Below are 26595 nucleotides of genomic sequence, written 5' to 3'. Positions count from 1 at the left end.
AACGTTAAAAACGGATGTTCTTGAGAAACTCGCTCAAGCGCGTCGATTTCGGTTGCTCGAACAGTGTCTTGGGTGGCCCCTGCTCCTCGATACGCCCCTGATTCATGAATACAATCTGGTCTGAAACCTCATAGGCGAAACGCATTTCGTGAGTCACCAGCAGCATGGTCATGCCGTCTTCGGCCAGGTCCTTGATAACGCTCAGCACTTCGCCGACCAACTCCGGGTCGAGCGCAGAAGTGACTTCATCGAACAACATCAGGCTGGGATTCATGGCAATGGCACGGGCAATTGCGACCCGCTGCTGCTGACCACCGGACAACTGGCCGGGGAAGTGATTGCGGCGCTCCAGCAGCCCGACCCGGTCCAGCCACTTTTCCGCCAGGGCAATGGCCTGATCCTTGGGCATCTTCTTGACCTTGAGCAGGCCCAGGGTCACGTTCTGCAGAGCGCTGAGGTGCGGAAACAGGTTGAATTGCTGAAATGCCATGCCAGTCATTGCCCGGTGCTGTGCAATAACCCGCTCCGGATGACGGGTGCGCTTGCCGCCTACGTCGCTGTAACCGATATCCTGCCCCTCAAGCCGGATATGACCGCCCTGAAACTCTTCCAGCAGATTGACGCAGCGCAGCAAGGTGGTCTTGCCCGAGCCACTGGAACCGATCAGGGTAACAACGTTGCCTTTCTGCATACGCAGATCGACCCCCTTGAGCACTTCCACTGCGCCATAGGACTTGTGCAGGCCTTCGATGCTGAGCAGCGCCGGGCCGGGGGTTGCGTTATGAGTCTGTGTCATGGCAATGCCACCCGTTTTTCGATTTGCCGCCCAAGAAGCTCAATGGCGTAATTAATGAGAAAGAACAGAAAACCTGCAAACAGGTAGAACTCCAGGGTCATGAACGTGCGCGCAATCACCTGCTGAGTGCTCAACAACAGTTCAGCCACACCGATGACTGAAAGCAGTGTCGAAGCTTTGACGATCTCGGTCGAGGAATTGACCCACGTCGGCAGGATCTGGCGCATGGCCTGCGGCAACAACACATAGCGCAGCGACTGATTGAAACGCAGCCCGATCGCCTTGCCAGCCTCCAGCTGGCCAGCGGGAATGGCCTGCAGGGCACCGCGCACGATTTCCGATACGTGAGAGCCGCAGAACAACGTCAGGCCTATTGCGCCAGCTTGAAACGCGCTGATTTGCCAGCCCAGCGCTGGCACCATATAAAAGACTGCCAGTACCAGCACGAACACCGGCGTACCGCGTATCAGATCCACATAGAGTCGGATCGGCAACCGTGCGAAGAATCCGCCGTAGGTCAGCACCAGACCGGCCAGCATGCCGATCAGCGTGCCCGCAGCAATCGCCAGCGCCGAGCACTGGATACTGGTCAAAAAGCCGGACCAGAGCACTTCTCGCGCGGTCCACAATTCCTGCAACCAGCCAGGGGGTTGATACATGACAGCCTCCTAGCGGCGAATCGCCAGACGTTGTTCGAGGGTGCGCAAGAGCATGGCGATCACATAGCAGGCCACTACATAGAGTGCAGTAGTCACCAGCCAGGTTTCGATCACCCGGTAGCTTTCGACGTTGATCTTGCGCGCGTAGTAGGTCAGCTCCGGCACCGCAATGGCGGCTGCCAGTGAAGTGTCCTTGAACAGCGAAATGAAGTTGTTGGATAGCGCTGGCAACACGTTGCGCAACATGACCGGCACGATGATGTATGCCCTCACCTGCCACTCGCCCAGACCGATGGCCAACCCTGCTTCGCGCTGACCTTCGTGGATGCTCAGCAAACCGGCACGGAAAACTTCGGTCAGATAGGCGCCAGCGTACAGCGACAGCGTGACAATGAACGACGCCAGTTTGTCCAGGCGAATGCCCAGCCCGGGCAAGGCGAAGTAGATCAGCAGGATCAACACCAGAATGGGCGTGTTGCGCACCACGGTGACGTAGATCGACGCGACAATGCGCAGTGCCTTGTAACGTGACAACAGCGCAAATGCATTTGCCAACCCGATCACACAACCGATAGCGATCGAGATCAGGGCCAGTTCCAGCCCCAGGCCCAATCCCGCCAGCAAGCTGGGGAAGTCACGCCATACGGCATCAAAATTCAATTGATAATTCATGCTTGCCCGTACCTGGCAGGGAAAGCCCGAAGGCCTGCCCTGCCCTTGAAGGTCAGAGTGGACTTATTTGTATTCCATCGGAAAACCGATTGCAGGCACCGGCAGATCGACACCGAACCATTGCTTGAACGAGGCGGCGTAAGCCGGGAACTCGACACCGGTCATGGCTTCATGCAACGCGGTGTTGACGAAGTTCAGCCAGTCCTGGTCGCCACGTTTGACGGCACAAGCGTAGGTTTGCGGGCTCCAGGCAAAAGCCGGCGAGCGGTAGCGCCCAGGGTTCTGCACCATCAGGTACTTCACTGAAGACTGATCGGTGGCTGCCGTGTCGGCGCGCCCCGAGTTGATCGCCTGGTACATCAGGTCAACGCTGTCGTACTGATCGACCTTGGCCTTGGGCAGTGCCTGATGCACCAGTTCTTCGGCATATACGTTCTGCAGCACGGCAACGGTCACGCCGTCGCCTGCGGCTTTAAGGTCATCTATTTCCTTGTATTTGCTGTTGGCAGGCAGCAACAACGCTACGCCTTCGCGGTAGTACGGCAAGGTGAACGCCACCTGCTGTGCACGACTGGCGGTAACGGTGATGAACTGGCAACTGATGTCGACCTTGTCGGTCAGCAGGTTGGGAATTCGCGCATCCGAGGACTGCACCACGAACTCGACCTTGCTCGGGTCATTGAACAGGCCCTTGGCGATGATCCTGCCGATGTCGATATCGAAACCCTGCAACTTGCCGTCCGCTCCCTGAAAATGCCACGGGGCATTGGTACTGCCTGTACCCACCACCAGATTGCCACGTTTCAATACTGCATCCAGCTTGCTGCCTTCGGCGGCCTGAGCCGCGTTGGCCAGCGTGAATGAGGCTGCAAGGACAAACGCACAAGCTTTCACAAAAGAAGGTCCGCGATGCATGACATAGACTCCGCCGAAGTATTTTTATTCCGCTATAGCGGACAATGGTATGTAACAACGGAATAGACAGCAGAAAGTGTGCCATACGAGGCCTGCGAAAAACACCGCATAAAAATGTCGAGGCAAATCAAAAGGCTGGAGATGAAAGAGTTGATGGCTGGGTGATATTACGGCTTGAGGACATCGCTACCATTTGTCACGTTTGAGTGGTAAGGCCCCACTCTTGTGCGCGCGCGCTATCGAGTACGCAGTACTGGTGCAGGCGCAATGGTCGCGCCGCAGTGAAGATAGGAGGCAAAGCGCCACGAACTGCTTGCCAATGCGGGAGCATTGGCAAGAGATTCAGTCAGAGGCAGGTAGCAATCGCAGCAGATCGCAAGGCGGCCTGGGTATCGCCCTGCGGGGCGTAGAACTCGACAGCAGTGGCAGGACCTTTGGCGTGTACGTCTGCGAAATACCTGGATTCGGTAGTGAACACGGTGAAGCCGCCACCGGAAAGATCATGCAGGAACACATCTGAAGATGTGCCAAACATCGCTTCGTTCTGCCAGGTCACCTGAATGCACTGGGCAACGGCGGCATCCTGCTTGGCACTCGACAGGACCTTGAATGGCCCTGCCGCACGTGCTGAGTTTGAAGGCGCTGCGCACCCGGCCAGAACCGTTGCCGCAATCACCGTTGCGCTCGTCAAAAACAGAAGCTTCATGTCGTGCCTTAGCTGATAAAAAAGCCGATTCTAGCACTGCACGGGCCTGTTACCCCTCAGCCAATTGCTCTTCGTATTCCTTCACGTACTCACCAGCCAGGCTCTCTTTCTGCTTTTCATCAAGTAACTTGCCTGCCATCTGAAAGAACTTCTGCTCTTCTTCCTTCAAGTGGTGATGCACTTTTTCCGACAACTTTTTCGCAGTCGCCAGCCAGGCCGGGCTCGACATCTCGGTTTCATCGAGCTCTTCCATCATCTCGTCCATTTCATGATGCTCGGAAATGGCATGGCGACTGAGGTCCACGCCGTTGTCGTGGGCCATCAGGGGAATGTAGAAAAACCGCTCTTCGGCTGTCTCATGAGCTTGAAGCTCATCCTTGAGCTGTTTGTAGGCTTTTTCCCGTTCGACACTGTCGCCGCTGGTCTGGATCAGTGCGTCGGCGTAACCGCGCTGACGATCATGGCTTTCACGCAATGCTTCAAAGATATTCAAGGTCTTGTCTCCAGGTCGGCTTCCGGGAGCTGGAAGCATTGTGGACTAGACCCCTGGCGAAGATCAGCAGTTCCGAGAAATGCTGGCAAATGACTACTGCGCAATAACCGCAGGCTCAGGCCAGCTCGAAAACCACATCCTGAGCGCCTTCCCAAAGCGTCTTGACGCCCAGTTTGCGAAGGTTTTCCTTGCCTTGAGTGATGGTCAGAAAGTGATTGCCGGCCAGTTGCCCCATCTTGCTGGCGAAACAGCACGAACCGTACGCCAGGATAATCTCGGTTTCGCTGTAACCACCCGGATAAAACAGAATGTCGCCCACAGAAGGATGACTCGTTGCGTTCTCGAAACCGATCAACGTGTCATTCAGCTTCAGTTGATAATCATCCAGCGGCACCCAGCAGCCTTCGCCACTCCAGCGCACATGAATGAATTTCTGCCGATAAGGCAGCAGCTTGAGAAACGCTTCCACCGTTTGCGGCGCATCCGGATTGGCTTCGGCCAGAAACTCGTATCCGCCCGCGGTAATTTTGATGGTGGTCACTGCAACGACTCCTTGAAGGCAACAATGCTCAGAATGATGCGCAAGGATAAACGCGAGTCTTGTGAGGCGTCACGGAGTTCCGCTGCGCTCACAGGGACACACATCTGCAATCGTTGATCAAACAGAATTCCGCGTCAGATTTGACCCGCCGAGCAGTTTGGCGAATAGCCTATTCTCATGCGTTTCGCCCTGAAACTCATAACGTGGCGAACCTTTTACTTCATAACCCTGCCGCGGATAAAACCCCAACGCGCGCGGGTTGCCAACCCAGACAGTCGCCCACATCAACGCCGCCTTTCTGGCCGTAGCGCGCTGCTCGGCGGCTTCGAGTAACAGTCGCCCTGCTCCACATCCAGTGAAGCGTTCCTGCACATAGAGGCGTTGCAACTCGGCAGCCGTCGATACGCCGAGCATCGGGTGATCGACGCACAGCGTTACCTGAGCGAAGCCGATCAGATGCCCAAGAGATTCAGCCACGATAATGAGCGTTTCCGATGCGCCAAGCAGATGCGCAAACGCCTGCGGGGAAAATGCGTCGAGGGCTTCGCGTGCGATGGACTCACGGATGCCCTGCGTTGCGTAGGTGTCGAGAAAGACCTGCATGCCCAGCGCGCTCAGGCATATAACGTCAGCGGGCACTGCTTCACGCAGGGCAATCGTCGATAAGAGAGGTTTGATTATCAAACAGGCAGGCCCCGGGTCAGGCAAACAGACACGCGAATCATACCCGACATACGGCCTGGCCCGGCAACAAGGCCGGGGCAAGCTGCCAGATCAGTCTCAGCGACCGGTCATGAGCGATTGCAGGCGAGCCTGAGCCTGCTGAGCGTTTTTGCCCTGCTCGTTCAGCTCTTGCAGCAATTTGTTGAGTTCAGCCTGTACGACCGGATCCTTGACGGTTATCGCCGAACCGGAGATATCGATTTGCGATTTGTGCGCGTCCACATAATCGGCAACCTTCAGACCGCTCGAAAACGTGCCCTTTATTTGCGGCAAGACTTCACGGAACGTGTTGGCGGGCACGCTCACAGTCCGGTCATAAGCCTTGTCGTAAACGACTTTCAAGTCATCGGGCTGCTTGAGTTTGGCATGTGCCGCATCGGCCTTGCCCTGCTCGATGGTCAACTTCTCGCCGACCTCATCCAGACCTGTCTGCACGGCAGCCAGGTCTGCGCGACGTTGAATGACATCGCTTACCGAGCGAAAGGATCCTTTCTGCATCAAGCCAGCGAGAGGCTGCACTGCAGTGTCCATGCCCGCGCCGAAGTCGGAAATAACGGCATAGTGCGAGCTGTAGTCACCAAAGGCTTTCTTTTCATCGTCCGTCAGTTTGGGAACGTGCACACCTGGCTTGTCGATAATTCGGGTTTGCAGAAACTGAGTGAACGCAGTGCGTTGTTCGGGCTCCTTATCCCCGCAGCCAGTCAGCAACAGGGGTAAAGCAACAGCCAGCAGCAAGACTGGACGGAAAAGGGACTTCATGTCAGGAACCTCCGGGTGATGAGAATGCGCGCTCATAGGCACGGCCCGATGAACGCGAGCGTGCTTATAGTCTCGTCGTCACCTCATCTAGTTCCGCGACAGGTGAATTTTGAGAAGTCCCGTCCCCAGACCGGCTCACGGAAAATCCGCTCCTTCTCAGCTATTTGAGTCAACAAACGCGAGTACTTCATAGCTTCGGCGCGACAGCACTAGCCAGGCAAAAGCTCGCCTCGCGGCGCCCGCCTGGAAAGTTCATTAACTTTTCTTCATGAGGTGAAACGTTTCAGCGGCTAGTCTTCAGCGGACCGACAAAGTGAACAACAGGAGTCAATCACTATGTTTGCACACGAGGGCCTTGGCCTGATCCTTGTCTCCATCGTCTTTCTGCTCGGAGCGATTGCGATGTTCATTCACCCTTTCCACGCGTTGGGGAGCTGGTTCAGGAGGAAGCGGCAGGAACGGAAATCCGATTAGCCACCAACAAATTCGTCACAACAAGGAGGCCCGGTAATAGCCGGGCCTTGCAGCCTCACCCTCTCGCGCCTTCCTTCCCCCGCACAGCGCCAAGACTGTGTGCATACACAGTATTGTTGCGTTAAGTGCATCTAGCGACAGGAGCATTAACCACTAGTTTGATACTAGCCAATTAACATTAAACAACGCCGCGCGCCATGCCTTACATCCGAGAACATTGTAAAGAAATGGCAAATTCTCAAAAATGAGCCATCAATCTGTGGCGTGATGTTTCCAGTATGATACGCTTTCGAAACTCTTTGATGTTGAACTAATGGCCACCAGCCAGTAGTATTGCGCGCAAAATGTCCCAACTAATTTGCCACTAGTGCTTACAGGGTAGTCATGACTAGTCAATCCATCAATGCGACTGCTTATCTTCGCAAATCGGCTGAAGACCACATTCCGAAGCCGACCCGCGTACTTGATTTCGGCAAATGTAGAGGCACCAGAAAAGGCCCGGTTCTTCTGATTGGCTCAGGTCAATCTGCCCGAAACTTCCCGATTCAAGATTTTTCGGACGTCCCTATGATTACCATGAACGGGGCGTTCTCGATGTTTGCAGAAACGAACATCAAACCATTGTTCTACGTGTGTACTGACCGGGACTTTCCCAATCAGCAGCCCGAGCTGTTCGCCGCGGCAATGCGCGAGAGCGAGAATGTCGGCCTCTGGGAAGACCAGTTCAGCTCCGGCATTCCCAGGCCTTCCGGGCGCGCCTATGCGCTGAAGAAATCACCGAGGTTATCCACGGTTGCGGCGCTCTGCTCACGAGACGACGCACTGGTCAGAAAAGTGTCTTTATGGAGTCATAGAAGCAGGGATATCGGCTTCAGCAAAAACCTGGAATTGGGGTTTTTCGACGCTCGCACGGTCATGTATCTCGCCTTGCAATTGTCTTATCACCTTGGTTTTGATAGCGTCTTTCTTGTGGGCTTTGATATGAACCAGTCTGCAGGCCGATTCTATGAATCGTCGACAGATGTGTGCTCGCCTTGTGGACTGGACCAGCACTACGAATCAAGAATTCTCCCGTCACTGGAACTTATGTCGAAGCATGTAGTCGGGGATGATTTTCAAGTGTTCAATTTATCCGACAGCTCGCGAGTTCCGGATGAAGTCATTCCCAAGTTGAGCATTGATGAGGCCCGACTTAAAGTGAGCGTTGCCCGTTACAGCGCTAGCCGAACGTAAACGACCTCCCGATCAGGCAATGTGACGACTCAGTATCTTTCTTCTGCGACTTCTTTTGAAATCGCGCCTGCCTCTGCCTTGTGCACACGCTTTGAGCAAGGCTACCCAACAGGCTCCTGAGCAGGCCGGAACGTGGACAACTCGGCAATCCGGCACCGTCCACCATGTCACTGCCGCCCGACCTATGCGACAATGCGCGCCAATGTCTGGCATGAACCCCCACATTCATATCCCGGCAACGCGGCCATGGCAGGCTGCCGTTGCTGTAGACGTATGCCCGTTGGATCAGCTCATGCTCAGGCGGAGCAGGCTGAACAGCTCCGGTCGGGTCTAAAACCCGACACCCGCTGACACCAGCGCTCCCCAGTTATTGCCCAAGTTATTGATAGGTAAAGTAATTGATCTCCACAGCTAACATCACGATGCAGTTCGGCCCCAAACCCTTGTTCGAGAACGTCTCGGTCAAGTTTGGCGCCGGTAACCGTTACGGCCTTATTGGCGCGAACGGCTGCGGCAAGTCCACCTTCATGAAAATCCTCGGTGGCGACCTCGAGCCTTCGGGCGGTCAGGTGATGCTGGAGCCGAACGTACGACTGGGTAAGCTGCGCCAGGATCAGTTCGCCTACGAAGAATTCACGGTGCTCGACACCGTGATCATGGGCCATGAAGAGCTGTGGAAGGTCAAGGCCGAGCGCGACCGCATCTACTCGCTGCCGGAAATGAGCGAAGACGACGGCATGGCCGTGGCCGAGCTGGAAACCGAGTTTGCGGAAATGGACGGCTACACTGCCGAGTCCCGTGCCGGCGAACTGCTGCTGGGCCTGGGTATCGGCATCGAGCAGCACAACGGTCCTATGAGCGAAGTATCGCCCGGCTGGAAACTGCGCGTGCTGCTCGCGCAGGCACTGTTCTCCGATCCGGAAGTGCTGTTGCTCGACGAACCGACCAACCACCTGGACATCAACACCATTCGCTGGCTGGAAAACATCCTCACCCAGCGCAACAGCCTGATGATCATCATCTCCCACGACCGTCACTTCCTGAACAGCGTGTGCACGCACATGGCCGACCTGGATTACGGCGAGTTGCGCCTGTTCCCGGGCAACTATGACGAGTACATGACCGTCGCGACCCAGTCCCGCGAGCAATTGCTGTCCGACAACGCCAAGAAGAAGGCACAGATCTCCGAGCTGCAATCGTTCGTCAGCCGCTTTTCGGCCAACGCATCGAAAGCCAAGCAGGCAACGTCCCGAGCCAAGGCGATCGACAAGATCCAGCTGGCCGAGGTCAAGCCGTCCAGCCGTGTCAGCCCGTTCATTCGTTTCGAACAAACCAAAAAGCTGCACCGTCAGGCGGTCATTGTCGATCGCATGGCCAAAGGCTTCGATGGCAAGACACTGTTCAAGGACTTCAGCTTCCAGGTCGAAGCCGGCGAACGTGTTGCAATCATCGGTCCGAACGGCATCGGCAAGACCACCCTGCTGCGCACCCTGGTCAACGAGTTGCAACCCGATGCAGGCACGGTCAAGTGGACCGAAGCAGCGGAAATCGGTTACTACGCTCAGGACCACGCTCACGATTTTGAAGACGAATCTACCCTCTTCGACTGGATGGGCCAGTGGACGCAAGGCGGCGAGCAAATGGTACGTGGCACTCTGGGCCGCATGCTGTTCTCCAATGACGAGATCCTCAAGTCGGTCAAAGTGATTTCCGGTGGTGAACAGGGCCGCATGCTGTTCGGCAAGCTGATCCTGCAAAAACCGAACGTGCTGGTGATGGACGAACCGACCAACCACCTGGACATGGAATCCATCGAAGCGCTGAACCTTGCGCTGGAAAACTACCCGGGCACCCTGATTTTCGTCAGCCACGACCGCGAGTTCGTGTCCTCGCTGGCAACCCGCATCATCGAACTCAGCCCAAGCGGCGTGATCGACTTCAGCGGTACCTACGACGACTACCTGCGCAGCCAGGGCGTTTCGTTCTAAGCCTGTCAGGCTGCTACAGCAAAAAGCCCTGTCTTGTGACAGGGCTTTTTATTTTCAAAACCGCTACTGGCCCGGCTGGCTGAGCATTTCAATCCACAGCGCACCCTTGCCCGAGGGCGCTTCGCTGACCCGCTGCAAGGCACCGTTCGCCGCAATGGCGTAACTACCGACCTTGTCGCTTTTCTCACCGCTCACCAGCAACCAGCGCCCATTGGGTGACACCGCAATGTTGCGTGGCTGTTTTTCCTGCACCGGATAGTTTTCGACAAACGTCACCTTGCCACTGGCAGGCTCGACCTTGAACACCGACACGCTGCTGGTAGTGCGCTCGCTGATAAACAGCCACTTGCCATTCGGCGCGAGGCGAATGTCTGCCGCCCAGATACGCGGGGTAGGATCGTCCTTGAGATCGTTGTTGCGTGCATCGCGGGCTTGCCCCTGCGCCAGGTTCAAGCGTTTCGGGATACCGTCCGCCTCGCCTGTCTGCTTCAACGCACCGGTTTTCTGGTTGATCGCGAAGGCAGTGACGGTGCCACTCATTTCGCCAACCACGTACAGAAATTTGCCATCGGAAGAGAATGCCAAGTGGCGCGGGCCGGTATTCTCGGCAACCGCAACGTAGCCCTCGCCAATGGGAACAAGCTTGCCGTCTTTTGGCTCCAGCCGGTATTGCAGAACACGATCAACGCCAAGATTACCGGCGTATACAAAACGGTTGCTCGGGTCGGTGCGCACCGAATGCGCATGCATGCCGGTCTTGTAGGTCTGGATACTGTCGCTTGGGCGGTGTTGCGCATCGATGGGCTGTACGCTGAGCAAATCGGCACCATAGGATGCGCCGAACAGGAAGCGCCCGCTGCGATCGGTAGACAAATAGGCCAGGCTCTCGGCCAATGGTGCCTGGCTCAGCGGCTTGAGATGCCCTGTTGCAGGCTCGATGCTGAAACTCAGCACTTGATAAGGCTTGGAACGCAGCGCTGCAAATAACGCTTTGCCGTCCGGTGAGATGGCCATCGGATTGACCTGGTCTCCGGCTTTGGTCTGCTCGACCAGGCTGAGCGCGCCGCTCTGCTCATCCAGACGGTATTGGGATATAAGGCCGTCAGTGGGACTGGAAATGTAAGCAAACGTGGCTGCCTGGGCAGGCAGGCCAAACGAACAACCGACTGCAGCGGCCAGCAATAGAATATTTCTCATGGTGAACCTTTTTATTATTGTGGTGTGATCAGTCATCCTATGACCATATCTACAGAACAGCAACTGCCTGATAATCAGCCCCCATAAAACCGTTAGCCTGCTTTCTTTTAGTCACAGTGCACGCCATGATGAGGCACTCCCACCGCCTGCCAGCGAAGAGCCCAATGCCTGCCGCACACTCCGGTTCCATGACGATTACCCTGCAGATCGTTTCCATCGTTTTATACACCTTCATCGCCTTCCTGTGCATCGGCCTGCCTATTGCGGTGCTGCCCGGCTATGTTCACGACCAGCTGGGTTTCAGCCCGTTGATTGCAGGCCTGACCATTGCCTCGCAATACCTGGCAACGCTGCTGAGTCGACCTTTTGCCGGCCGGGCGACCGACACGCTGGGCAGCAAGCGCTCTATCGTGTTCGGACTGTGGGGCATCGTCATCAGTGGCAGCATGACGTTACTGGCAACGCTGCTTCAGGAGTTCGCCACGTTGAGCCTGTTGATTCTGATCGTTGCGCGACTGTTTCTCGGCGTTTCCCAAGGGCTTATCGGAGTTGGCACTATCAGTTGGTGCATCGGCAAACTCGGCGCAGAACATACGGCCCGATCAATCTCGTGGAACGGCATCGCGTCCTATGGTGCGATAGCCATTGGTGCACCGCTGGGCGTGATTGTCATCGATGCCGTGGGTTTCAACAGCCTGGGGATCGCCTTGATCGTGATGGCAGGGCTGGCACTTTGGCTGATCCGCAACAAGCCATCGGTACCGGTCGTAGTCGGTGAGCGCCTGCCCTATTGGTCAGTGTTCGGCCGGATCGCGCCTTATGGTCTGGGACTGACGTTGTCCTCCATCGGCTACGGCACGCTGACCACCTTCATCACCCTGTTTTATCTAAGCCGCGGCTGGGAAGGTGCGGCCTATTGCCTGAGCATGTTTGGCGTGTGCTTTATCCTCGCCCGCCTGCTGTTCATCGGTGCCATCAACCGCCTCGGCGGCTACAACGCGGCCATCGTCTGCATGGCTGTGGAGATCTGCGGACTGCTGATGCTCTGGCTTTCACCGAGCAGCGGCATTGCTCTGGCTGGGGCCGGACTAACCGGTGTGGGGCTTTCACTGGTCTACCCGGCGCTGGGCGTGGAAGCGATCAAAAGCGTACCTACCCCCAGCCGAGGCGCAGGCCTGAGTGCCTACGCTGTGTTCTTCGATCTGGCCTTGGCAATTGCCGGCCCTGTAATGGGGGCTATTGCCTTGGGTCAGGGCTATGACTGGATATTTTTTTACGCGGCGTTGCTGTCGGTGTGCGCGCTGGCGCTGACAATCTGGTTATCACGCCGCACCGCCAACCAAACATATCCAGCATGAACACTACTTTTAGCGCATAAGTTTTTTACTTGTAATTCCAATAGTTGGTAGAAAAAGTTTAAATCTCGCCACCGGTCGGTCAACTTCTTGACGCATCGGCCAACGACCTCTTGACTTCGTACTGCGGGCCTTGAAAACAGGCCCGCAAAGCGACCGTCGCCAGCCTTGGGGCGACGTCACTGAGCGTGGCAGTCTGGCGCCTTGATCCGTTTCGATTGCCTCCCTGCTGCCTGCCTGGCCGGGAGAGCTGTCATGAAAATCCGTTGTATTCATCTGTACCACACCCGTAATGTTCTGCCATTCATTATGCTGGCCATTATCCCGTCCTGTGCGGAGGGAGCCTGCGCACTTGGGTCCTCGACGTCGTCCGGCGTTCAAGTCTGCGACAGTGACACCAGCGGCCCATTTATCGGTCTGAGCGGCAATCACATTCTGATATTTCCCAAAGGCGGAACAGGCACGGTCGCCGGCGATATCAGCTATGGGTCAGGAATCGACAGCGTTGATATGCAGTCAGGCCGTATTCTCGGCAACGTCACCCAGAGTGCCGGAATCGACTCATTCACGTTGTCGGCGGGCGAGATCAGCGGCGGCCTGAACCAGGGCGACGATCCCGACGACTTTTTCATGAGCGGCGGTACGCTGGGCTCGCTGGCCCAGGGCGACGGGCGAGATACCTTTCTGATGACCGGAGGCACCATCACTCGTGCGTTCGAGGACGGCGACGTTGCGGTGATGACCGGCGGCAGCATTGGCCGAGTTGACATGAAGCTCGACAACAACGTGTTCGAGATGTCCGGTGGCACGATCATCAACAACCTGGTAACCGGCTTTGGCAGGGATACGATCACCCTCTTGGGCGGCTCTGTGGGCGGCAATGTCAGCGTCAGCGGCGGCGACGACCTGATCACCCTCAGCGGTGGCGATATTCGTGGTGAAGTTCGTGCCAGCGCCGGTAATGACAGCTTCAATTGGCTGAACGGTGGCTACGCCCGCAACAGTGTGTTGATGGCCGACGGCGATGATGCGGCGCGGCTGTACAACCTGAGCGAATATTACCTGAGCGCCAACCCGCTGCTTGACGGCGGCCCTGGCAATGACGTGCTGACGTTTGATAACACTGTGTCTTTGCAGCCGGGTCGCTATGGCAACTGGGAGACCGTCAACCTGAGCAACGGCTCGCAGCTGGATCTGGCCGGGGCGCTGGTGCTGGGCGACAGCACAAGCGATACAGGTGCGCTGAATATCGACGCGGGCAGTAGGCTGACCTCAACCTCCGGCAGTGTCGTCCCGTTTAACCCGGCATCCCAAGCCACGCTCGATAATGCCGGAACGCTGGCCCTGATCGGCGCAGGTCATTCGCTCACCGACACACTGACTGTGAGAGGCAATTACACCGGTCGCGATGGGAGACTGCTGTTGCAGTCGGCGCTTGGCGATGACGCATCTGCCAGCGACACGCTGGTAGTTGCACAGGGACATATCAGTGGTTCAACCCGGATAACCGTCAGCCGTTCGGGCGGCCTGGGTGCCTTGACTCAAGGCAATGGCATCGAAGTGGTGCAAGCTATCGAGGGTGCCAGCAGCGACAATGCAGCGTTTTCGTTGCAAGACCCACTGTCCGCTGGTGCCTATCAATATTATCTGTTCAAGGGAGGAGCCTCTGCCGGCTCAGAGAATAGCTGGTTCCTGCGCTCTGCCATGATTTCTCCGCCGCAGCCAGCGCCCTCGCCTGTCGAGCCAGCACCTGAACCAGTACCGTCTCCTTCACCGTCACCCATCCCGACACCTGAACCTGAGCCTATAGCCGAGCCACCAACAACCTCCGAGCCTGCGCCTCAGCCCGCACCGCCCAATCCACCGGTCAGCCCGGTGCCTTCCCTGCCCGCAGCTACATTGCCAGTACCCGCCCCGGGAACCCCGCCATTACCGCAACCTGTTCGCGGCGCAGCGCCGATTGCCCTGTATCGCCCCGAGGTCGCCAATTACTCGGTAGTGACGCCCGTAGCAGCATTACTGACCCAGAGTTCACTGGGCACCTTTCATGAGCGCCAGGGTGATCAGGCGCTACTGGCCCAATACGGCATGGCGCCTGCCGGATGGGCACGTGTGTTTGGCAGCGACTTCAGGCAACGCTGGTCTGGAGACGTGAGCCCAAGCCTGGACGCTTCATTCAAGGGCTACCAGATCGGCCATGATCTGTATGCCTGGCACTTGGAAAACGGGTGGAGCCAGCGCGTCGGGCTGTTCGTCGCGCATAACCGTCTGGATGGCAAGGTGAAGGGTTTTGCTGAAGGTTTCAGAAACTACGAAACAGGCCATCTGAAACTGAACGGGGAAAGCCTGGGCGCCTACTGGACGCTGACGACACCCGGTGGCGGGTACGTTGACGCAGTCGCGATGGGCACTCGCCTGGACGGCCGCAGCCGCTCCGTCAGGGGCACAGGCGTCGACATTGAAGGCCATGTGATGAGCCTGTCTGCAGAGGCCGGGTATCCGCTGCCACTCTCACAGCGCTGGGTTGCAGAGCCTCAGCTACAGATCATCTACCAACGCATAGACCTTCAGGATCAGCATGACGGCATTGCCCATCTCGGATTCGACAGTCAGTCTTACACCACAGGGCGCATCGGCATACGTTTCAAGGGGCGCTATCAATTCAGTAGCGTACCGATAGCGCCTTATCTGCGAGCCAACCTCTGGCACACCAAAGACGGCCATGACACGCTGACATTCGATCATGCAGATCAGATAAGAACCGAGCATCGATCAACGACGGGCAGTATCGGCGCCGGGATGATAGCGACATTGAGCAGCAAGGCCAGTCTGCACTGGAGCGCTGATTACCTTGTTGATCTGGGCGAACAAGGAACGGAGGGAGTAAACACCAGCCTGGGTTTCAGGCTGGTGTGGTAATGCGACCGTCAGCGCGGGGATGCACCCTGGTCAGTCTTTCTTCGGTTTGAGGATAAGCACGGCAAGCGGCGGCAGGTTCAGTTTCAGTGAAGCCTCCATCCCATGTGCTGGCTCGTCTTCGGTGTTCACTTCCCCACCATTGCCCATGTTAGAACCTGCGTAGGTTTCCGCGTCGCTGTTCAGCAACTCAGTCCATGCACCTGACACCGGCGCGCCGACACGATAATCCAGGCGCGGCACTGGCGTCATGTTGGCCACCACCAGCAGCGGCTCGCCATCATTGCTCCAGCGCAGGTAGGCAAACACGCTATTGGCCTGGTCGTCGCCGATCAGCCACTGGAAGCCCGCTGGATCAGCATCGCGCTGGTGCAACGCCTTTTCCTGACGATAGATTCGGTTCAGGTCGCTGACCAGCTTCTTCACGCCAATATGTTCAGCGTATTTCATCAAGTACCAGTCCAGTTCACGGTCGTGATTCCACTCACGCCACTGACCGAATTCACAGCCCATGAACAGCAGTTTCTTGCCCGGGTGCGTCCACATGAACGACAGATAAGCGCGCAGGTTGGCGAACTTCTGCCAGTGGTCACCCGGCATCTTGTCGATCAGCGAATGTTTGCCGTGTACCACTTCGTCATGGGAAATAGGCAGTACGAAGCGCTCTGACCACGCGTACACCAGGCCGAAGCTCAGCTTGCCGTGGTGGTGTCCGCGATTGATCGGGTCCTCCTCCATGTACTGCAGCGAATCATGCATCCAGCCCATGTTCCACTTGTAGTTGAAGCCCAGCCCACCCTGCTGGGTCGGCTCGCTGACACCCGGCCACGCGGTCGACTCTTCCGCAATCACCATGGTCCCTGGGGCTTCCAGCGCAACTACGTCGTTCAAATGACGCAGAAAGTCGATTGCCTCGAGGTTTTCGCGTCCGCCAAAGCGATTTGGCACCCATTCGCCTGCATTACGCGAATAGTCGCGGTACAGCATTGACGCCACCGCATCCACGCGCAGACCGTCGATGTGGTAATGCTTGAGCCAGTGCAACGCCGAAGCCAGCATGAAGCCGTGAACTTCGGTGCGCCCCAGGTTGTAGATCAGCGTGTTCCAGTCCTGATGGAAGCCTTCCTTGGGGTCGGCGTACTCGTACAGCGCGGTGCCGTCGAACTGCGCCAGGCCGTGGGTATCGGTCGGGAAATGCGCAGGCACCCAGTCAAGAATCACGCCTATTTCAGCCCGATGACAGGCGTCAACGAACGCGGCGAAATCTTCCGGCGAACCGTAGCGAGCAGTCGGTGCAAACTGGGCCAGCAACTGATAGCCCCATGACCCCCCGAACGGGTGCTCCATGATCGGCATCAGCTCAATGTGGGTGAAGCCGAGTTCCTTCACATAGGGAATCAAGCGGTCAGCCAGCTCGCGCCAGTTGTACTGTCGCCATTGACCGTCTTCGTGCTGCTCCATCTGCCACGAGCCTGCGTGCAGTTCGTAGATCGACAGCGGCGCGGCAACATCGTGGCGGCCTGTCCGTGATTGCAGCCATTCCTGGTCGTTCCACTCGAATTGCAGTGGCGCAGAGACCTTTGACGCGGTGTCGGGCGGCAGCGTAGTGGCCAGAGCCATAGGGTCGCTTTTCAGCGGTAGAATCCCGTGGGCACCGAGGATCTCGTATTTGTAGACTTCACCGGGCTGCAGACGCGGAACGAAAATCTCCCATACGCCGGTCGGGTGACGCAGGCGCATCGGGTGACGACGACCATCCCAGCTGTTGAAACTGCCGACCACCGACACACGGCGGGCATTCGGCGCCCAGACCGCAAAGCGCACACCGTCGACGCCATCGACGTTGGTCACTTGCGCGCCCAGGCAACTGCTCAGGTCGCGGTGGTTGCCTTCGGCAAACAGATAAAGGTCCATCTCGCCCAGCAGCGGACCGAAGCTGTAAGGGTCCTCGGTGATCTGCTCGCCGCCAGCCCATTGGATTTTCAGCAGGTAAGGCTGTGGCTGCTCGAGATGACCGACGAAAAACCCCGGCACCTCGCTCATTTCCATCTCGCCCAGCTCGCGACCATCATCTTTGGCCAGCAGACGCACGCTCAACGCAGCGGGCAGATAGGCACGAACGTATTGCCCGCTGCCGCCGTCACCGTGCGGACCCAGGATCGAGAAAGGATCACGGTGTTCCGCGCGGATCAGCGCGTCGAGGTCCGCAGCAGCGGGAATCGCGCGGCGGCCTGTGCCGGTTTTGTGAGGCGCATTCATATTGGCTCTCCATCAGACGGTTGCAGCAACCCACGCAAGCCTTGCAAGGGAACGGCCAACCAGGCTGGACGATTCTCGGCTTCGTAGATCACTTCATAAGCAGCTTTTTCAAGAGTGAACAATTCCAGTGCGGCGTCCTCCCCTTTTGCATCTTTCCAGGCATGAGCCATTCCGCTCGTTGCCGAGCGATAACCTTCGATAAAGGCTTCCCGCGCCTGCGCCAGGTAGGTCTCGGCGACACGTTTGCGAGCACCGGCAGCCTCAGGCGAGGTATCGACGCTTTGTGCGCTGCGTACTGCCATGGCGGCAGCGTAGTCAAACGAGCGCAAAACACCGCTGACATCCTTGAACGGGCTGTGCTTGGCACGGCGTTCTTCAAGTGCGCGGGCCGGTTCACCCTCGAAATCGATCAGGTAGGCATCGCCTTTGACCACCAGCACTTGCCCGAGGTGCAAGTCACCATGCACGCGAATCCGCAGGCCACCTGCCGAGCGCTTGGCCAGACCTTCGACGCGCTGACGAATCTGCTTGCGCTGTGCAAGCAAATCGCTGACCAGTTGCTGATCGTCCTGTTCCAGATCGCCCTTGCGCTGCTCAAGCAGTTGCAAGGCGCGCTCAAGCTGAGCATTGACGCTGGTTCCGGAGGCCTTGCTGTCCTGACTGCTGGTGACTTCAACAGCGAAGTCTGCATTGTCGGTAGGCGACGCCAGAATCTGGTGCATTTCACCGAGACGCTGACCAAGGCTACGCGAAAAGTCCGCCAGCTCCAGCAACGCATTGTAATGCTGTTCCTGGCCGGAAACGCCATGCGCCAACTCATCGCGTACTGCGCGTTCCAGATTGTTCTGTGTCCACTCCCAAGCGTCACCCTGATTGCTCAGGTAGCCTTGGGCAATCATCAGCAGATTCGGTTTTCCGTCGTTGCCGACACGCACCACAGAGCCCAGCAACGGCGAGATATTCTTGAAGCCAGCGTTGGTCAGGAAAGCACCCATTTCCAGCTCCGGGTGCGTCCCGGCACTGACTTTACGAATCAGTTTGAGCACCAGGCTGCCACCGACGACCACCGAGCTGTTCGACTGCTCGGCAGACAGGTAGCGCACTTCCGACTCTGCGGTGAGGGCGAGCGGTGCCAGCTGCGAACTTTGCTCGAAACGCAACTCGCCGTCAGCGCAGGGGATGACCGTATCCGACTGCATGCCCTGAATCACTGCACGAATGAAGGTTTCCAGGGTAAACGCATCGGTGATCAGCCCTACATCACGATTACGCCGCACTCTGGCAAGTGCCAGTTGCTGTGGCAACGCGCTGCTGATGTCGTCTTCGGCGAGCAAGCCGAATGGCAGCTGATAGCGATCGGTCTGGCCGTCTGCAGTCACTTCTATTTCGCTGAGCAACACAGGGTGCGCCTCATCGCCGAAACGCACCGCATACGCGATATTGACCTGCTCTATGTCCTTGCCCTTGCCTGCGAACCAGCGGCGTTTTGGCAAGTAAACAGCCAGTGACGTTTTTTCCATGGTGCTGCGCAGCGGCTCTTCGAGCAACTCCTCAAGGCGCTTCTTGAGCACCAGAGTCGGGAAGTCCGGCATGCTCTGCGCGGGTTCAACGTGCCAACTGGGCATTTGATTCTCCGAAGCCAGTAAAAACCAGTAAAAACCATACGGCGGGAGCGTCAGCAAATAGCTTAACTGCCCGATAGGCGGAAATGCGCTGCCACCGAGCATTTCCACCGGCACTGTGCCTGCGTAAGCCGACAGCTCAAGCTCTGCAGCCTGAGCGGCGCTGGAAACGTTGGCAACACACAACACCACTTCGCTGTGACCATCGGGTGCCGTGTACTCGCGGGTATACGCAAGAATGCGGCGGTTCGACGGCGAGAGCATTTTCAGCGTGCCACGCCCGAATGCCTTCTGCTGTTTGCGCACCGCCAGCATGCGTCGATTCCAGTTCAGCAGCGAGTGCGGGTCACGCTCCTGAATTTCGACGTTGACCGACTGAAAGCCGTACATCGGGTCCATGATCGGCGGCAATACCAGGCTGGCCGGGTCGGCCCGCGAAAAGCCGCCGTTGCGGTCGATCGACCATTGCATGGGCGTGCGCACACCGTCCCGGTCGCCCAGGTAGATGTTATCGCCCATGCCGATCTCGTCGCCGTAATACAGCGTCGGCGTGCCGGGCATCGACAACAGCATGCTGTTCAACAGTTCGACCCGGCGGCGGTCCCGATCAACCAGTGGTGCCAAGCGTCGACGAATACCCAGGTTGATCCGCGCGCGGCGGTCAGCGGCATAGTAATTCCAGAGGTAATCACGCTCACGATCCGTCACCATTTCCAAGGTCAGCTCGTCGTGGTTGCGGAGGAAAATCGCCCACTGGCAATTCTCCGGAATTTCCGGTGTCTGGCGCAGAATATCGGTGATCGGAAAGCGGTCTTCCTGCGCCAGCGCCATGTACATGCGCGGCATCAGCGGGAAGTGAAACGCCATGTGACATTCGTCTCCATCCGGCCCCTTGCTGTCGCCGAAATACAGCTGGGTGTCTTCCGGCCATTGATTGGCCTCGGCCAGCAGCATGCGGTCCGGGTAGTTCGCATCGATCTCGGCGCGAATACGCTTGAGCACCTGATGGGTTTCCGGAAGGTTCTCGTTATTGGTGCCATCGCGTTCGATCAGGTACGGGATAGCGTCCAGACGCAAACCGTCAATGCCCAGGTCCAGCCAGAAGCGCATGACTTCAAGCACCGCATCAAGTACATGCGGGTTATCGAAGTTCAGGTCTGGTTGGTGGGAGTAAAAACGGTGCCAGAAGTATTGACCGGCGACCGGGTCCCAGGTCCAGTTGGACGTTTCTGTGTCGAGAAAAATGATCCGCGTGCCGTCGTATTTCTGGTCGGTGTCCGACCAGACATAGAAATCCCGTGCCTTGGAGCCGGGCTTGGCATGACGCGCTTTCTGAAACCACGGGTGCTGGTCGGACGTATGGTTGATAACCAGCTCACTGATCACCCGCAGGCCACGCTTGTGCGCCTGGGCAATGAAGCGCTTGGCATCGGCCATGGTGCCGTAATCGCTATGCACATCGCGGTATTCGGAAATATCGTAGCCATCGTCCCGGCGCGGCGACGGGTAGAACGGCAGCAACCAGATGGTGTTGACCCCCAGCGCGGCAATGTAGTCGAGCTTTTCGATCAAGCCCGCGAAATCGCCGATCCCGTCGTTATTGGAATCGAAGAACGATTTCACATGAACCTGGTAAATCACCGCATCCTTGTACCAGAGCGGGTCTTTGATGAATGTCGCGTCACCGGGCTTCTTGGCCATTATTGACTCCTTGGGAGTGTTATTGCGCAGCCTGGATACGCCAGATTCCAAACGGTTGTGATGGATCAAGACGCGTGTGCTGATACTTGCCGTACCAGGTCCAGCGGTGTCCGGTCATCAGGTCTTCACCCGACGTCGCCGCGTCATCCGGCAGGCCCATTTCCCACAGCGGCAGCTCGAAATCTGCGTCCTGTGCGTTGAAGGGGTCAAGGTTGACGGCAATCAGAATGAAGTTGCTGCCATCCGCCGAACGCTTGCCGAAGTACAGAATGTTGTCATTCCACGCGTTATACAGTTTCAAGCCCAAGTGCGTTTGCAGCGCGGGGTTCTGCCTGCGAATGCGGTTAAGCTGGGCGATCTCGGCAATGATGTTGCCCGGTGCGGCATAGTCCCGAACGCGAATCTCGTACTTTTCCGAGTCCAGATACTCTTCCTTGCCGGGAATCGGTGCCGCTTCACACAACTCAAACCCCGAATACATGCCCCACAGCCCGGAGCCCATGGTGGCCAGCGCTGCACGGATCAGAAATCCAGGACGGCCAGACTCGTGCAGGAAGCGCGGGTTGATATCAGGTGTGTTGACGAAAAAGTTCGGGCGATAGCAATCACGCCAAGGCACGTCGTTTAGCTGGGTGAAATACTCGGACAGCTCTGCCTTGGTGTTGCGCCATGTGAAATACGTGTAGCTCTGGCTGTAACCGACCTTGCCCAGCCGCGCCATCATGGCAGGCTTGGTGAACGCTTCGGCAAGGAACATGACCTCAGGATGCTGATTGCGCACCTCGCCAATCATCCACTGCCAGAAAGGCAGCGGCTTGGTGTGCGGATTATCGACGCGGAAAATCTTCACGCCTTCATTCACCCAGCCCAGAACGATGTCACGCAATTCCAGCCACAGACCAGGAATGGCATCAGGCGCGTAGAAATCGACGTTAACGATGTCCTGATACTTCTTCGGCGGGTTTTCCGCATAGCGGATCGTGCCGTCCGGACGCCATGAGAACCAGCCCGGATGCTGCTTGAGCCAAGGGTGGTCCTGCGAACATTGAATGGCGAAGTCCAGTGCGATTTCCAGCCCGTGATCGGCCGCAGCCTTCACCAGGTTACGGAAGTCTTCACGGCTGCCCAACTGCGGGTGAATGGCTTCATGGCCGCCATCCTCGCTGCCAATTGCGTACGGGCTGCCCGGATCATCCGGCCCTGCGGTCAGAGAGTTGTTCGGCCCCTTGCGATGGGCACGGCCGATAGGGTGAATCGGCGGGAAGTACAACACGTCGAAACCCATGTCGCGGATGATCGGCAGACGCGAATGGACATCGTTGAAGGTGCCGTGGCGCGCAGGGTCATCAGTGATCGAGCGAGGAAACAGCTCGTACCAGCTGGCGAACTGCGCCAGCTCACGCTCGACATCCAGCGGAAATTCAACGCTACGACTCAGGAAGGCCTGATTATCAGCCAGCTTCATCAGGTTTGCGGTTTCGCTGTGCAACAGCAACGCGACTTTCTCGTCTTTATCGCCCTGCTCCAGCTGACCTAGCAGGCTTTCAATCTGCTGGCGCTGCTCGTGCTGGCTGCGCTCAGCGGCATGCACCAGATGAATGCGCCCCTCTTCCAGTTCCAGGTCGACAGGCACGCCAGCGCCGAACTTTTTGTCCAGTTCATAACGATAGCTGCCGAACTGATCGATCCAGGCTTCAAGGCGAAACACATAGCGACTGACCGAAGTCGGGGTGAACTCACCGACCCAGCTGTCATTGCCCAGTTCGTGCATTGGCGCGCTATGCCAGGTGTCCTCATCGGCAGCACGCCAGCGGATATTGACCGCCATCTTGTCGTGCCCGTCGGCGTAGACCTTGCTGGTCACGGTGACCGGTTGCCCGATGATCGCCTTGGCCGCAAACAGGCCACCGTCGATCACTGGCAACGTGTCTTCGATCACGATGCGGGGCAATTGCAGCGCCTGGGTCAGTGACAAGGGTTGGGTTGGGTGCGGTACATCGGTGGCCAGGGAATCCGGACCGTATGGCTGTTCACTCATCGAGCATCACTCCTCACGCCCCAGGGACGCTCCTGTGCATTCCATGCAATGGAAAAATTGACGGTATGGCAGCGGACAATCGCGAAATGCAGAAGACTCGTCGAATTCAGCTGCCTAGGTTCCGAGCGGTCAACGAAGGTAAAGTTCAAAGGTTTTGAGGTTGTCAGGTGGGCGCATTGAACATGAGCCAAACGCAGGGCAGAACAATCGGGCAAGGGTTATCCGGTTCAAATCAATTGAATCATCAATCAGGCCGGGGGGTCGTAAAAAGGGTCAACAAGGAGGCAGCAACCATGACTCTACCCAATCCTGTAGAAGTACCTGATCCAAACATCGACGACCCTGTTCTGCCCGAGCCAGTACCCGAGCAGGAGCCACCGCCCTCAACGCCGCCACCCAATCAGACGCCGGTAGGCGATCCGCCCGCCAATGCGCCACCTGTAACAGTGTGACGGATCAGTAAGCGGTGTCTGAAGGCGCTTGCCAGATCATGCACGCCTTCAGCGCCCGCCCGCCAGATCGATGAACGTTCCAGTGGCATACGACGCGTTGTCCGACAGCAACCAGAGAATGGCCTCGGCCACTTCCTCCGCCGTACCGCCACGGCCCATTGGCAGTGCGCCCTCGAGTTTGCTGACGCGGAACGGATCGCCGCTCAGGGCGTGAAAGTCGGTGAAGATGAACCCTGGCCGCACTGCGTTGACGCGAATGTTCTCCCCGGCCACTTCCTTGGAAAGCCCGATGGTGAACGTGTCCAGCGCGCCTTTCGAAGCCGCGTAGTCTACATATTCGCCTGCCGAGCCCAGACGGGCCGCGAGCGAGGATACGTTGACGATGCTGCCACCGTGCCCGCCGTGACTCGGCAGCATGCGTAACAAGGCATGTTTGCTGCACAGCATCGGCCCGACGACGTTGCTCATCATCATTTTAAGCATGCGGAATTCGGACATGTCCTCGACTCTAGAAGCCTGAGCGAGCGTGCCTGCATTGTTGACCAGATGGGTAACGCGGCCGAGTTCCGAATCGACCCTGGAGAACAGGCGCATGATCTCGTCTTCGTTGCTGACGTCGGCCTGCAAGGTGATCGCCTGAGCACCCAAGGCCCTGACCTGACCTGCCGTCTTTTCGGCTGCGGCATGGTCAGACAGATAATTGATACAGATCCGATAGCCCTGTACAGCGGCCAGACGCGCAGTGGCTGCGCCGATTCCGCGCGAGCCACCGGTAATAATGAGGACTTTTTCCATGATTTTTCTCTGAAGCCAGCATCAAGGCGCAGCTAACACCCGCAGGTTAGCCAGACGTTTCTGATCGTGCCAGCCTTTGCCGTCCAGCGCCATCCATGCGCTTCAGAAAGCCGGTTGCCCAACATCGGGCACGTCGATTGCCACTTTCGCCTCGGCGGCGCGAATTTCGTCGAGAAATTGCTCAGCCGGCAAAGGATAACCGAGCAGGAAGCCTTGCAGGGAGTGACATCCCAAGTGCGTCAGGAAGCGCTTCTGAACCGCTGTTTCTACGCCTTCGGCGACGATCCGCAGGTTCAACGCCTGCCCTACCGCAACGATGGCCGACACGATGGCGGCATCGTCGGTGTCATGCTCAAGGTCACGCACAAAACCTCGATCAATCTTGATTTCATTGGCGGGTAGGCGCTTCAGGTACATAAGGCTGGAGTAACCGGTGCCAAAATCGTCAATCGATAGATCCACGCCCATTTCCGACAGCCTTTGCAACACCGCCAGGCTGGCATCGGCGTCATGCATGGCCGTAGTCTCGGTGATTTCCAGGGTCAGGCAGTTGGCCGGGAGCTGATGTCTGGCCAGGGTATCCGCCACCGCAGTGACCAGCCCGGCATGACAGAACTGCAACGCTGACAGGTTCACCGCAATGCGCCAGTGCGCGTAGCCCTGGGTGTACCACTCACGCATCTGTCGGCAAGCCTCATCCAGTACCCACTCGCCGATCTGAATGATCAGCCCGGTTTTCTCTGCCATGGCGATGAACTGATCGGGGCCCATAACGCCTTGTTCCGGATGGTTCCAGCGCAATAGCGCTTCTGCGCCGAGGGGCAATCCGGTCAAAGCGTCGAACTTGGGCTGGTAATAGATACAGAACTGCCTGTGCTTGATCGCCTTACGCAAGTCCTGAGACATCTGCAGCTGATTGCGTGCGTTGCTGTTCATCGACGCATCGAAAAAGCTGTAGCCGTTCTTGCCGGCCGCTTTGGTGTGATACATGGCGGCATCGGCGTTGATCAGAAGTTCGTGCTGGGTATTGCCATTGCCCGGGTACATGCAGATGCCGATGCTCAGCGAGATCTGCAATTGATGCTCGCCGATGGTAAACGGATTGCCTATTTCATTGACCTGACGCGTTGCGACAGCCAACGCATCCTGCGGGTCATGCAGTTCGACCAGCAGCACGAATTCATCACCACCGATCCTTGCCAGCGTGTCGTGCCGGTGCAGGTTGTTACGAAGACGCAAAGCGACCTGCCGCAACAGCAAGTCCCCGGTATGGTGGCCGAATGCGTCATTCACCGGTTTGAAACCATCCAGGTCCATGAACATCAACGCAAAGCAGCCGCCGCTTTCGCTGACTTTCTTCATCGCCTGCTCGATGCGATCCGTCAACAACACACGGTTCGGCAGCCCGGTGAGGTTGTCATGCAGAGCCAGGTGGGTAAGCTCCTGATTGGCTTCAGTCAGGGAATTGGCCAGGACAGCGGTACGTGTCTCGAGGTGGGAGTCGAGAATACAACTGAACAGCGCGATACCCAGTATCGAAAGACTGGCGACCAGAACAATCCTGTCCAGTCCATTGCTGCTCAATCCATCGGGCAACGCACCACAAAAGCTGCCATCGGCAAAGGTGGCCGCCGCCATGCCGGTGTAATGCATACCGATGATGGCCGTTCCCAGCAGAATTGCCGCTACCGCACGCATCAGGTATACCCTGGGCCTTTGCTGGCGAAGACGAAACGCTATCCATAACGCCGCCGCAGAGGCGGCAATGCTGATCGCCAGGGAAAGCGCAAACAACCAGGGCGTGTATTCGATGCCGGGTTGCATGCGCATTGCCGCCATGCCGGTGTAATGCATGGCGCTGATGCCAAGCCCCAGCAACAACCCACCCAGGCCAATCTGCGCGGCGGATAACAGCGGCCGGGCGGCCAGCCACAGCGCGAAACCGGAAGACAGTATTGCGATCAGCAAGGACAACAGCGCCAACGGCACATCATAGCCAACGTCGATAGGCAGGACGAATGCCAGCATACCGATGAAGTGCGTCGACCAACTGCCAACGCCCATTGCGAATGCGCCGCCCGCAATCCATACATAAACGGCGCGGCCCCTGGCCGAAACAATACGGCCAACCAGATCGAGAGCAGTGTACGCAGCAACAATTGCGACGAGAACGGAGACCACGACGAGCGACGGGGTGTAGCTGCCAATCAACATAAACGCACCTGGAGCCCAATGAGCGCGTCCATGCCGATACTGCGGGGGATGATTGTACGCAATAGCTGCCAAATGTCGCGGTATCTG

At 57.6% G+C, this 26595-nt stretch carries 20 protein-coding genes; 5 read left to right on the top strand and 15 right to left on the bottom strand.

Annotated elements, in window-relative coordinates:
• Window positions 1-4: 4 nt before the first annotated feature.
• The 9 genes from RYA97_RS03645 to RYA97_RS03605 form a co-directional block, all read right to left on the bottom strand.
• Entirely contained in the window at window positions 5-796 is a 792-nt protein-coding gene (locus RYA97_RS03645; protein ID WP_057404568.1) for an amino acid ABC transporter ATP-binding protein, read from the bottom strand.
• Window positions 793-1455, bottom strand: coding sequence for an amino acid ABC transporter permease (locus tag RYA97_RS03640; RefSeq protein WP_004665521.1), 663 nt, complete (start codon window positions 1453-1455; stop codon window positions 793-795). The genes RYA97_RS03645 and RYA97_RS03640 overlap by 4 nt, the downstream gene beginning before the upstream one ends.
• Before the next feature lie 9 nt (window positions 1456-1464).
• On the bottom strand, window positions 1465-2127 hold the full coding sequence (locus RYA97_RS03635) for an amino acid ABC transporter permease (protein ID WP_122322296.1): 663 nt from the start codon (window positions 2125-2127) through the stop codon (window positions 1465-1467).
• A 63-nt stretch (window positions 2128-2190) separates the two neighbouring features.
• Window positions 2191-3042 (bottom strand): transporter substrate-binding domain-containing protein, encoded by an 852-nt coding sequence (locus RYA97_RS03630; RefSeq protein ID WP_002553699.1) that lies wholly within the window; start codon window positions 3040-3042, stop codon window positions 2191-2193.
• A 346-nt stretch (window positions 3043-3388) separates the two neighbouring features.
• A complete protein-coding gene (locus RYA97_RS03625) occupies window positions 3389-3748 on the bottom strand; it encodes a hypothetical protein (RefSeq protein ID WP_004665522.1) in 360 nt (119 codons plus the stop codon).
• A gap of 49 nt (window positions 3749-3797) precedes the next feature.
• The gene (locus tag RYA97_RS03620; RefSeq protein WP_005743629.1) at window positions 3798-4241 is read right to left on the bottom strand and encodes a hemerythrin domain-containing protein; all 444 of its coding nucleotides are present in this window, start codon (window positions 4239-4241) and stop codon (window positions 3798-3800) included.
• 115 nt (window positions 4242-4356) lie between these two features.
• On the bottom strand, window positions 4357-4782 hold the full coding sequence (locus tag RYA97_RS03615) for a DUF3830 family protein (RefSeq protein WP_002553696.1): 426 nt from the start codon (window positions 4780-4782) through the stop codon (window positions 4357-4359).
• 117 nt (window positions 4783-4899) lie between these two features.
• Window positions 4900-5466, bottom strand: a complete 567-nt coding sequence (locus RYA97_RS03610) for a GNAT family N-acetyltransferase (RefSeq protein WP_016981270.1) — start codon at window positions 5464-5466, stop codon at window positions 4900-4902.
• 96 nt (window positions 5467-5562) lie between these two features.
• Window positions 5563-6264: a DUF3053 domain-containing protein gene (locus tag RYA97_RS03605; protein WP_005732846.1), complete on the bottom strand. Its 702-nt coding sequence runs from the start codon at window positions 6262-6264 to the stop codon at window positions 5563-5565.
• Between the two features lie 858 nt (window positions 6265-7122).
• Here RYA97_RS03605 and RYA97_RS03600 point away from each other — a divergent pair.
• Both RYA97_RS03600 and RYA97_RS03595 read left to right on the top strand, forming a co-directional pair.
• On the top strand, window positions 7123-7971 hold the full coding sequence (locus RYA97_RS03600; RefSeq protein WP_005777524.1) for a hypothetical protein: 849 nt from the start codon (window positions 7123-7125) through the stop codon (window positions 7969-7971).
• Between the two features lie 398 nt (window positions 7972-8369).
• Complete coding sequence (locus RYA97_RS03595) at window positions 8370-9959, top strand: ABC-F family ATPase (RefSeq protein ID WP_002553692.1); 1590 nt, start codon at window positions 8370-8372, stop codon at window positions 9957-9959.
• Window positions 9960-10022: 63 nt separating this feature from the next.
• On the opposite strand, the gene RYA97_RS03590 is transcribed toward RYA97_RS03595, so the two are convergent.
• Window positions 10023-11156: a lactonase family protein gene (locus RYA97_RS03590; protein WP_016981269.1), complete on the bottom strand. Its 1134-nt coding sequence runs from the start codon at window positions 11154-11156 to the stop codon at window positions 10023-10025.
• Between the two features lie 164 nt (window positions 11157-11320).
• On the opposite strand from RYA97_RS03590, the gene RYA97_RS03585 reads away from it, so the two are divergent.
• Window positions 11321-12514 carry an MFS transporter gene (locus RYA97_RS03585; RefSeq protein WP_005743621.1) on the top strand — a complete coding sequence of 398 codons (1194 nt, stop codon included), beginning with the start codon at window positions 11321-11323 and terminating at the stop codon, window positions 12512-12514.
• Between the two features lie 252 nt (window positions 12515-12766).
• Complete coding sequence (locus RYA97_RS03580; RefSeq protein ID WP_016981267.1) at window positions 12767-15430, top strand: autotransporter outer membrane beta-barrel domain-containing protein; 2664 nt, start codon at window positions 12767-12769, stop codon at window positions 15428-15430.
• A gap of 30 nt (window positions 15431-15460) precedes the next feature.
• On the opposite strand, the gene glgB is transcribed toward RYA97_RS03580, so the two are convergent.
• From glgB to RYA97_RS03565, 3 genes are read right to left on the bottom strand one after another with little or no spacing between them, the layout of a single operon-like run.
• Window positions 15461-17686 (bottom strand): 1,4-alpha-glucan branching protein GlgB, encoded by a 2226-nt coding sequence (glgB, locus tag RYA97_RS03575; RefSeq protein WP_117139909.1) that lies wholly within the window; start codon window positions 17684-17686, stop codon window positions 15461-15463.
• Window positions 17683-21009, bottom strand: a complete 3327-nt coding sequence (gene treS, locus RYA97_RS03570) for a maltose alpha-D-glucosyltransferase (protein WP_005743618.1) — start codon at window positions 21007-21009, stop codon at window positions 17683-17685. The genes glgB and treS overlap by 4 nt, the downstream gene beginning before the upstream one ends.
• A gap of 19 nt (window positions 21010-21028) precedes the next feature.
• Window positions 21029-23047: an alpha-1,4-glucan--maltose-1-phosphate maltosyltransferase gene (locus tag RYA97_RS03565; RefSeq protein ID WP_316891884.1), complete on the bottom strand. Its 2019-nt coding sequence runs from the start codon at window positions 23045-23047 to the stop codon at window positions 21029-21031.
• A gap of 293 nt (window positions 23048-23340) precedes the next feature.
• Here RYA97_RS03565 and RYA97_RS03560 point away from each other — a divergent pair, with 293 nt between their 5' ends.
• Window positions 23341-23499 carry a hypothetical protein gene (locus tag RYA97_RS03560; protein WP_080164653.1) on the top strand — a complete coding sequence of 53 codons (159 nt, stop codon included), beginning with the start codon at window positions 23341-23343 and terminating at the stop codon, window positions 23497-23499.
• A 48-nt stretch (window positions 23500-23547) separates the two neighbouring features.
• Here the strand turns inward: RYA97_RS03560 and RYA97_RS03555 are convergent, their stop codons facing one another.
• Window positions 23548-24294: an SDR family oxidoreductase gene (locus RYA97_RS03555; protein ID WP_005743615.1), complete on the bottom strand. Its 747-nt coding sequence runs from the start codon at window positions 24292-24294 to the stop codon at window positions 23548-23550.
• A gap of 102 nt (window positions 24295-24396) precedes the next feature.
• On the bottom strand, window positions 24397-26508 hold the full coding sequence (locus tag RYA97_RS03550; protein WP_117139912.1) for a putative bifunctional diguanylate cyclase/phosphodiesterase: 2112 nt from the start codon (window positions 26506-26508) through the stop codon (window positions 24397-24399).
• Window positions 26509-26595: the final 87 nt, after the last annotated feature.

Source organism: Pseudomonas syringae group sp. 26L6, from assembly GCF_032587815.1.
GTDB lineage: Bacteria > Pseudomonadota > Gammaproteobacteria > Pseudomonadales > Pseudomonadaceae > Aquipseudomonas > Aquipseudomonas amygdali.
Note: the sequence above shows the minus strand (reverse complement) of the source record. Positions and strands in the feature narration are given on the sequence as shown.

Excerpts from the sequence above, each read along its gene's own strand:
- RYA97_RS03630 (WP_002553699.1), bottom strand. The coding sequence starts at position 3,042 with ATGCATCGCGGACCTTCTTTTGTGAAAGCTTGTGCGTTTGTCCTTGCA.
- RYA97_RS03550 (WP_117139912.1), bottom strand. The coding sequence starts at position 26,508 with ATGTTGATTGGCAGCTACACCCCGTCGCTCGTCGTGGTCTCCGTTCTC.
- RYA97_RS03565 (WP_316891884.1), bottom strand. The coding sequence starts at position 23,047 with ATGAGTGAACAGCCATACGGTCCGGATTCCCTGGCCACCGATGTACCG.
- RYA97_RS03645 (WP_057404568.1), bottom strand. The coding sequence starts at position 796 with ATGACACAGACTCATAACGCAACCCCCGGCCCGGCGCTGCTCAGCATC.
- RYA97_RS03585 (WP_005743621.1), top strand. The coding sequence starts at position 11,321 with ATGCCTGCCGCACACTCCGGTTCCATGACGATTACCCTGCAGATCGTT.
- RYA97_RS03580 (WP_016981267.1), top strand. The coding sequence starts at position 12,767 with ATGAAAATCCGTTGTATTCATCTGTACCACACCCGTAATGTTCTGCCA.
- RYA97_RS03560 (WP_080164653.1), top strand. The coding sequence starts at position 23,341 with ATGACTCTACCCAATCCTGTAGAAGTACCTGATCCAAACATCGACGAC.
- RYA97_RS03590 (WP_016981269.1), bottom strand. The coding sequence starts at position 11,156 with ATGAGAAATATTCTATTGCTGGCCGCTGCAGTCGGTTGTTCGTTTGGC.
- treS (WP_005743618.1), bottom strand. The coding sequence starts at position 21,009 with ATGGCCAAGAAGCCCGGTGACGCGACATTCATCAAAGACCCGCTCTGG.
- glgB (WP_117139909.1), bottom strand. The coding sequence starts at position 17,686 with ATGAATGCGCCTCACAAAACCGGCACAGGCCGCCGCGCGATTCCCGCT.
- RYA97_RS03640 (WP_004665521.1), bottom strand. The coding sequence starts at position 1,455 with ATGTATCAACCCCCTGGCTGGTTGCAGGAATTGTGGACCGCGCGAGAA.
- RYA97_RS03600 (WP_005777524.1), top strand. The coding sequence starts at position 7,123 with ATGACTAGTCAATCCATCAATGCGACTGCTTATCTTCGCAAATCGGCT.
- RYA97_RS03605 (WP_005732846.1), bottom strand. The coding sequence starts at position 6,264 with ATGAAGTCCCTTTTCCGTCCAGTCTTGCTGCTGGCTGTTGCTTTACCC.
- RYA97_RS03555 (WP_005743615.1), bottom strand. The coding sequence starts at position 24,294 with ATGGAAAAAGTCCTCATTATTACCGGTGGCTCGCGCGGAATCGGCGCA.
- RYA97_RS03635 (WP_122322296.1), bottom strand. The coding sequence starts at position 2,127 with ATGAATTATCAATTGAATTTTGATGCCGTATGGCGTGACTTCCCCAGC.
- RYA97_RS03625 (WP_004665522.1), bottom strand. The coding sequence starts at position 3,748 with ATGAAGCTTCTGTTTTTGACGAGCGCAACGGTGATTGCGGCAACGGTT.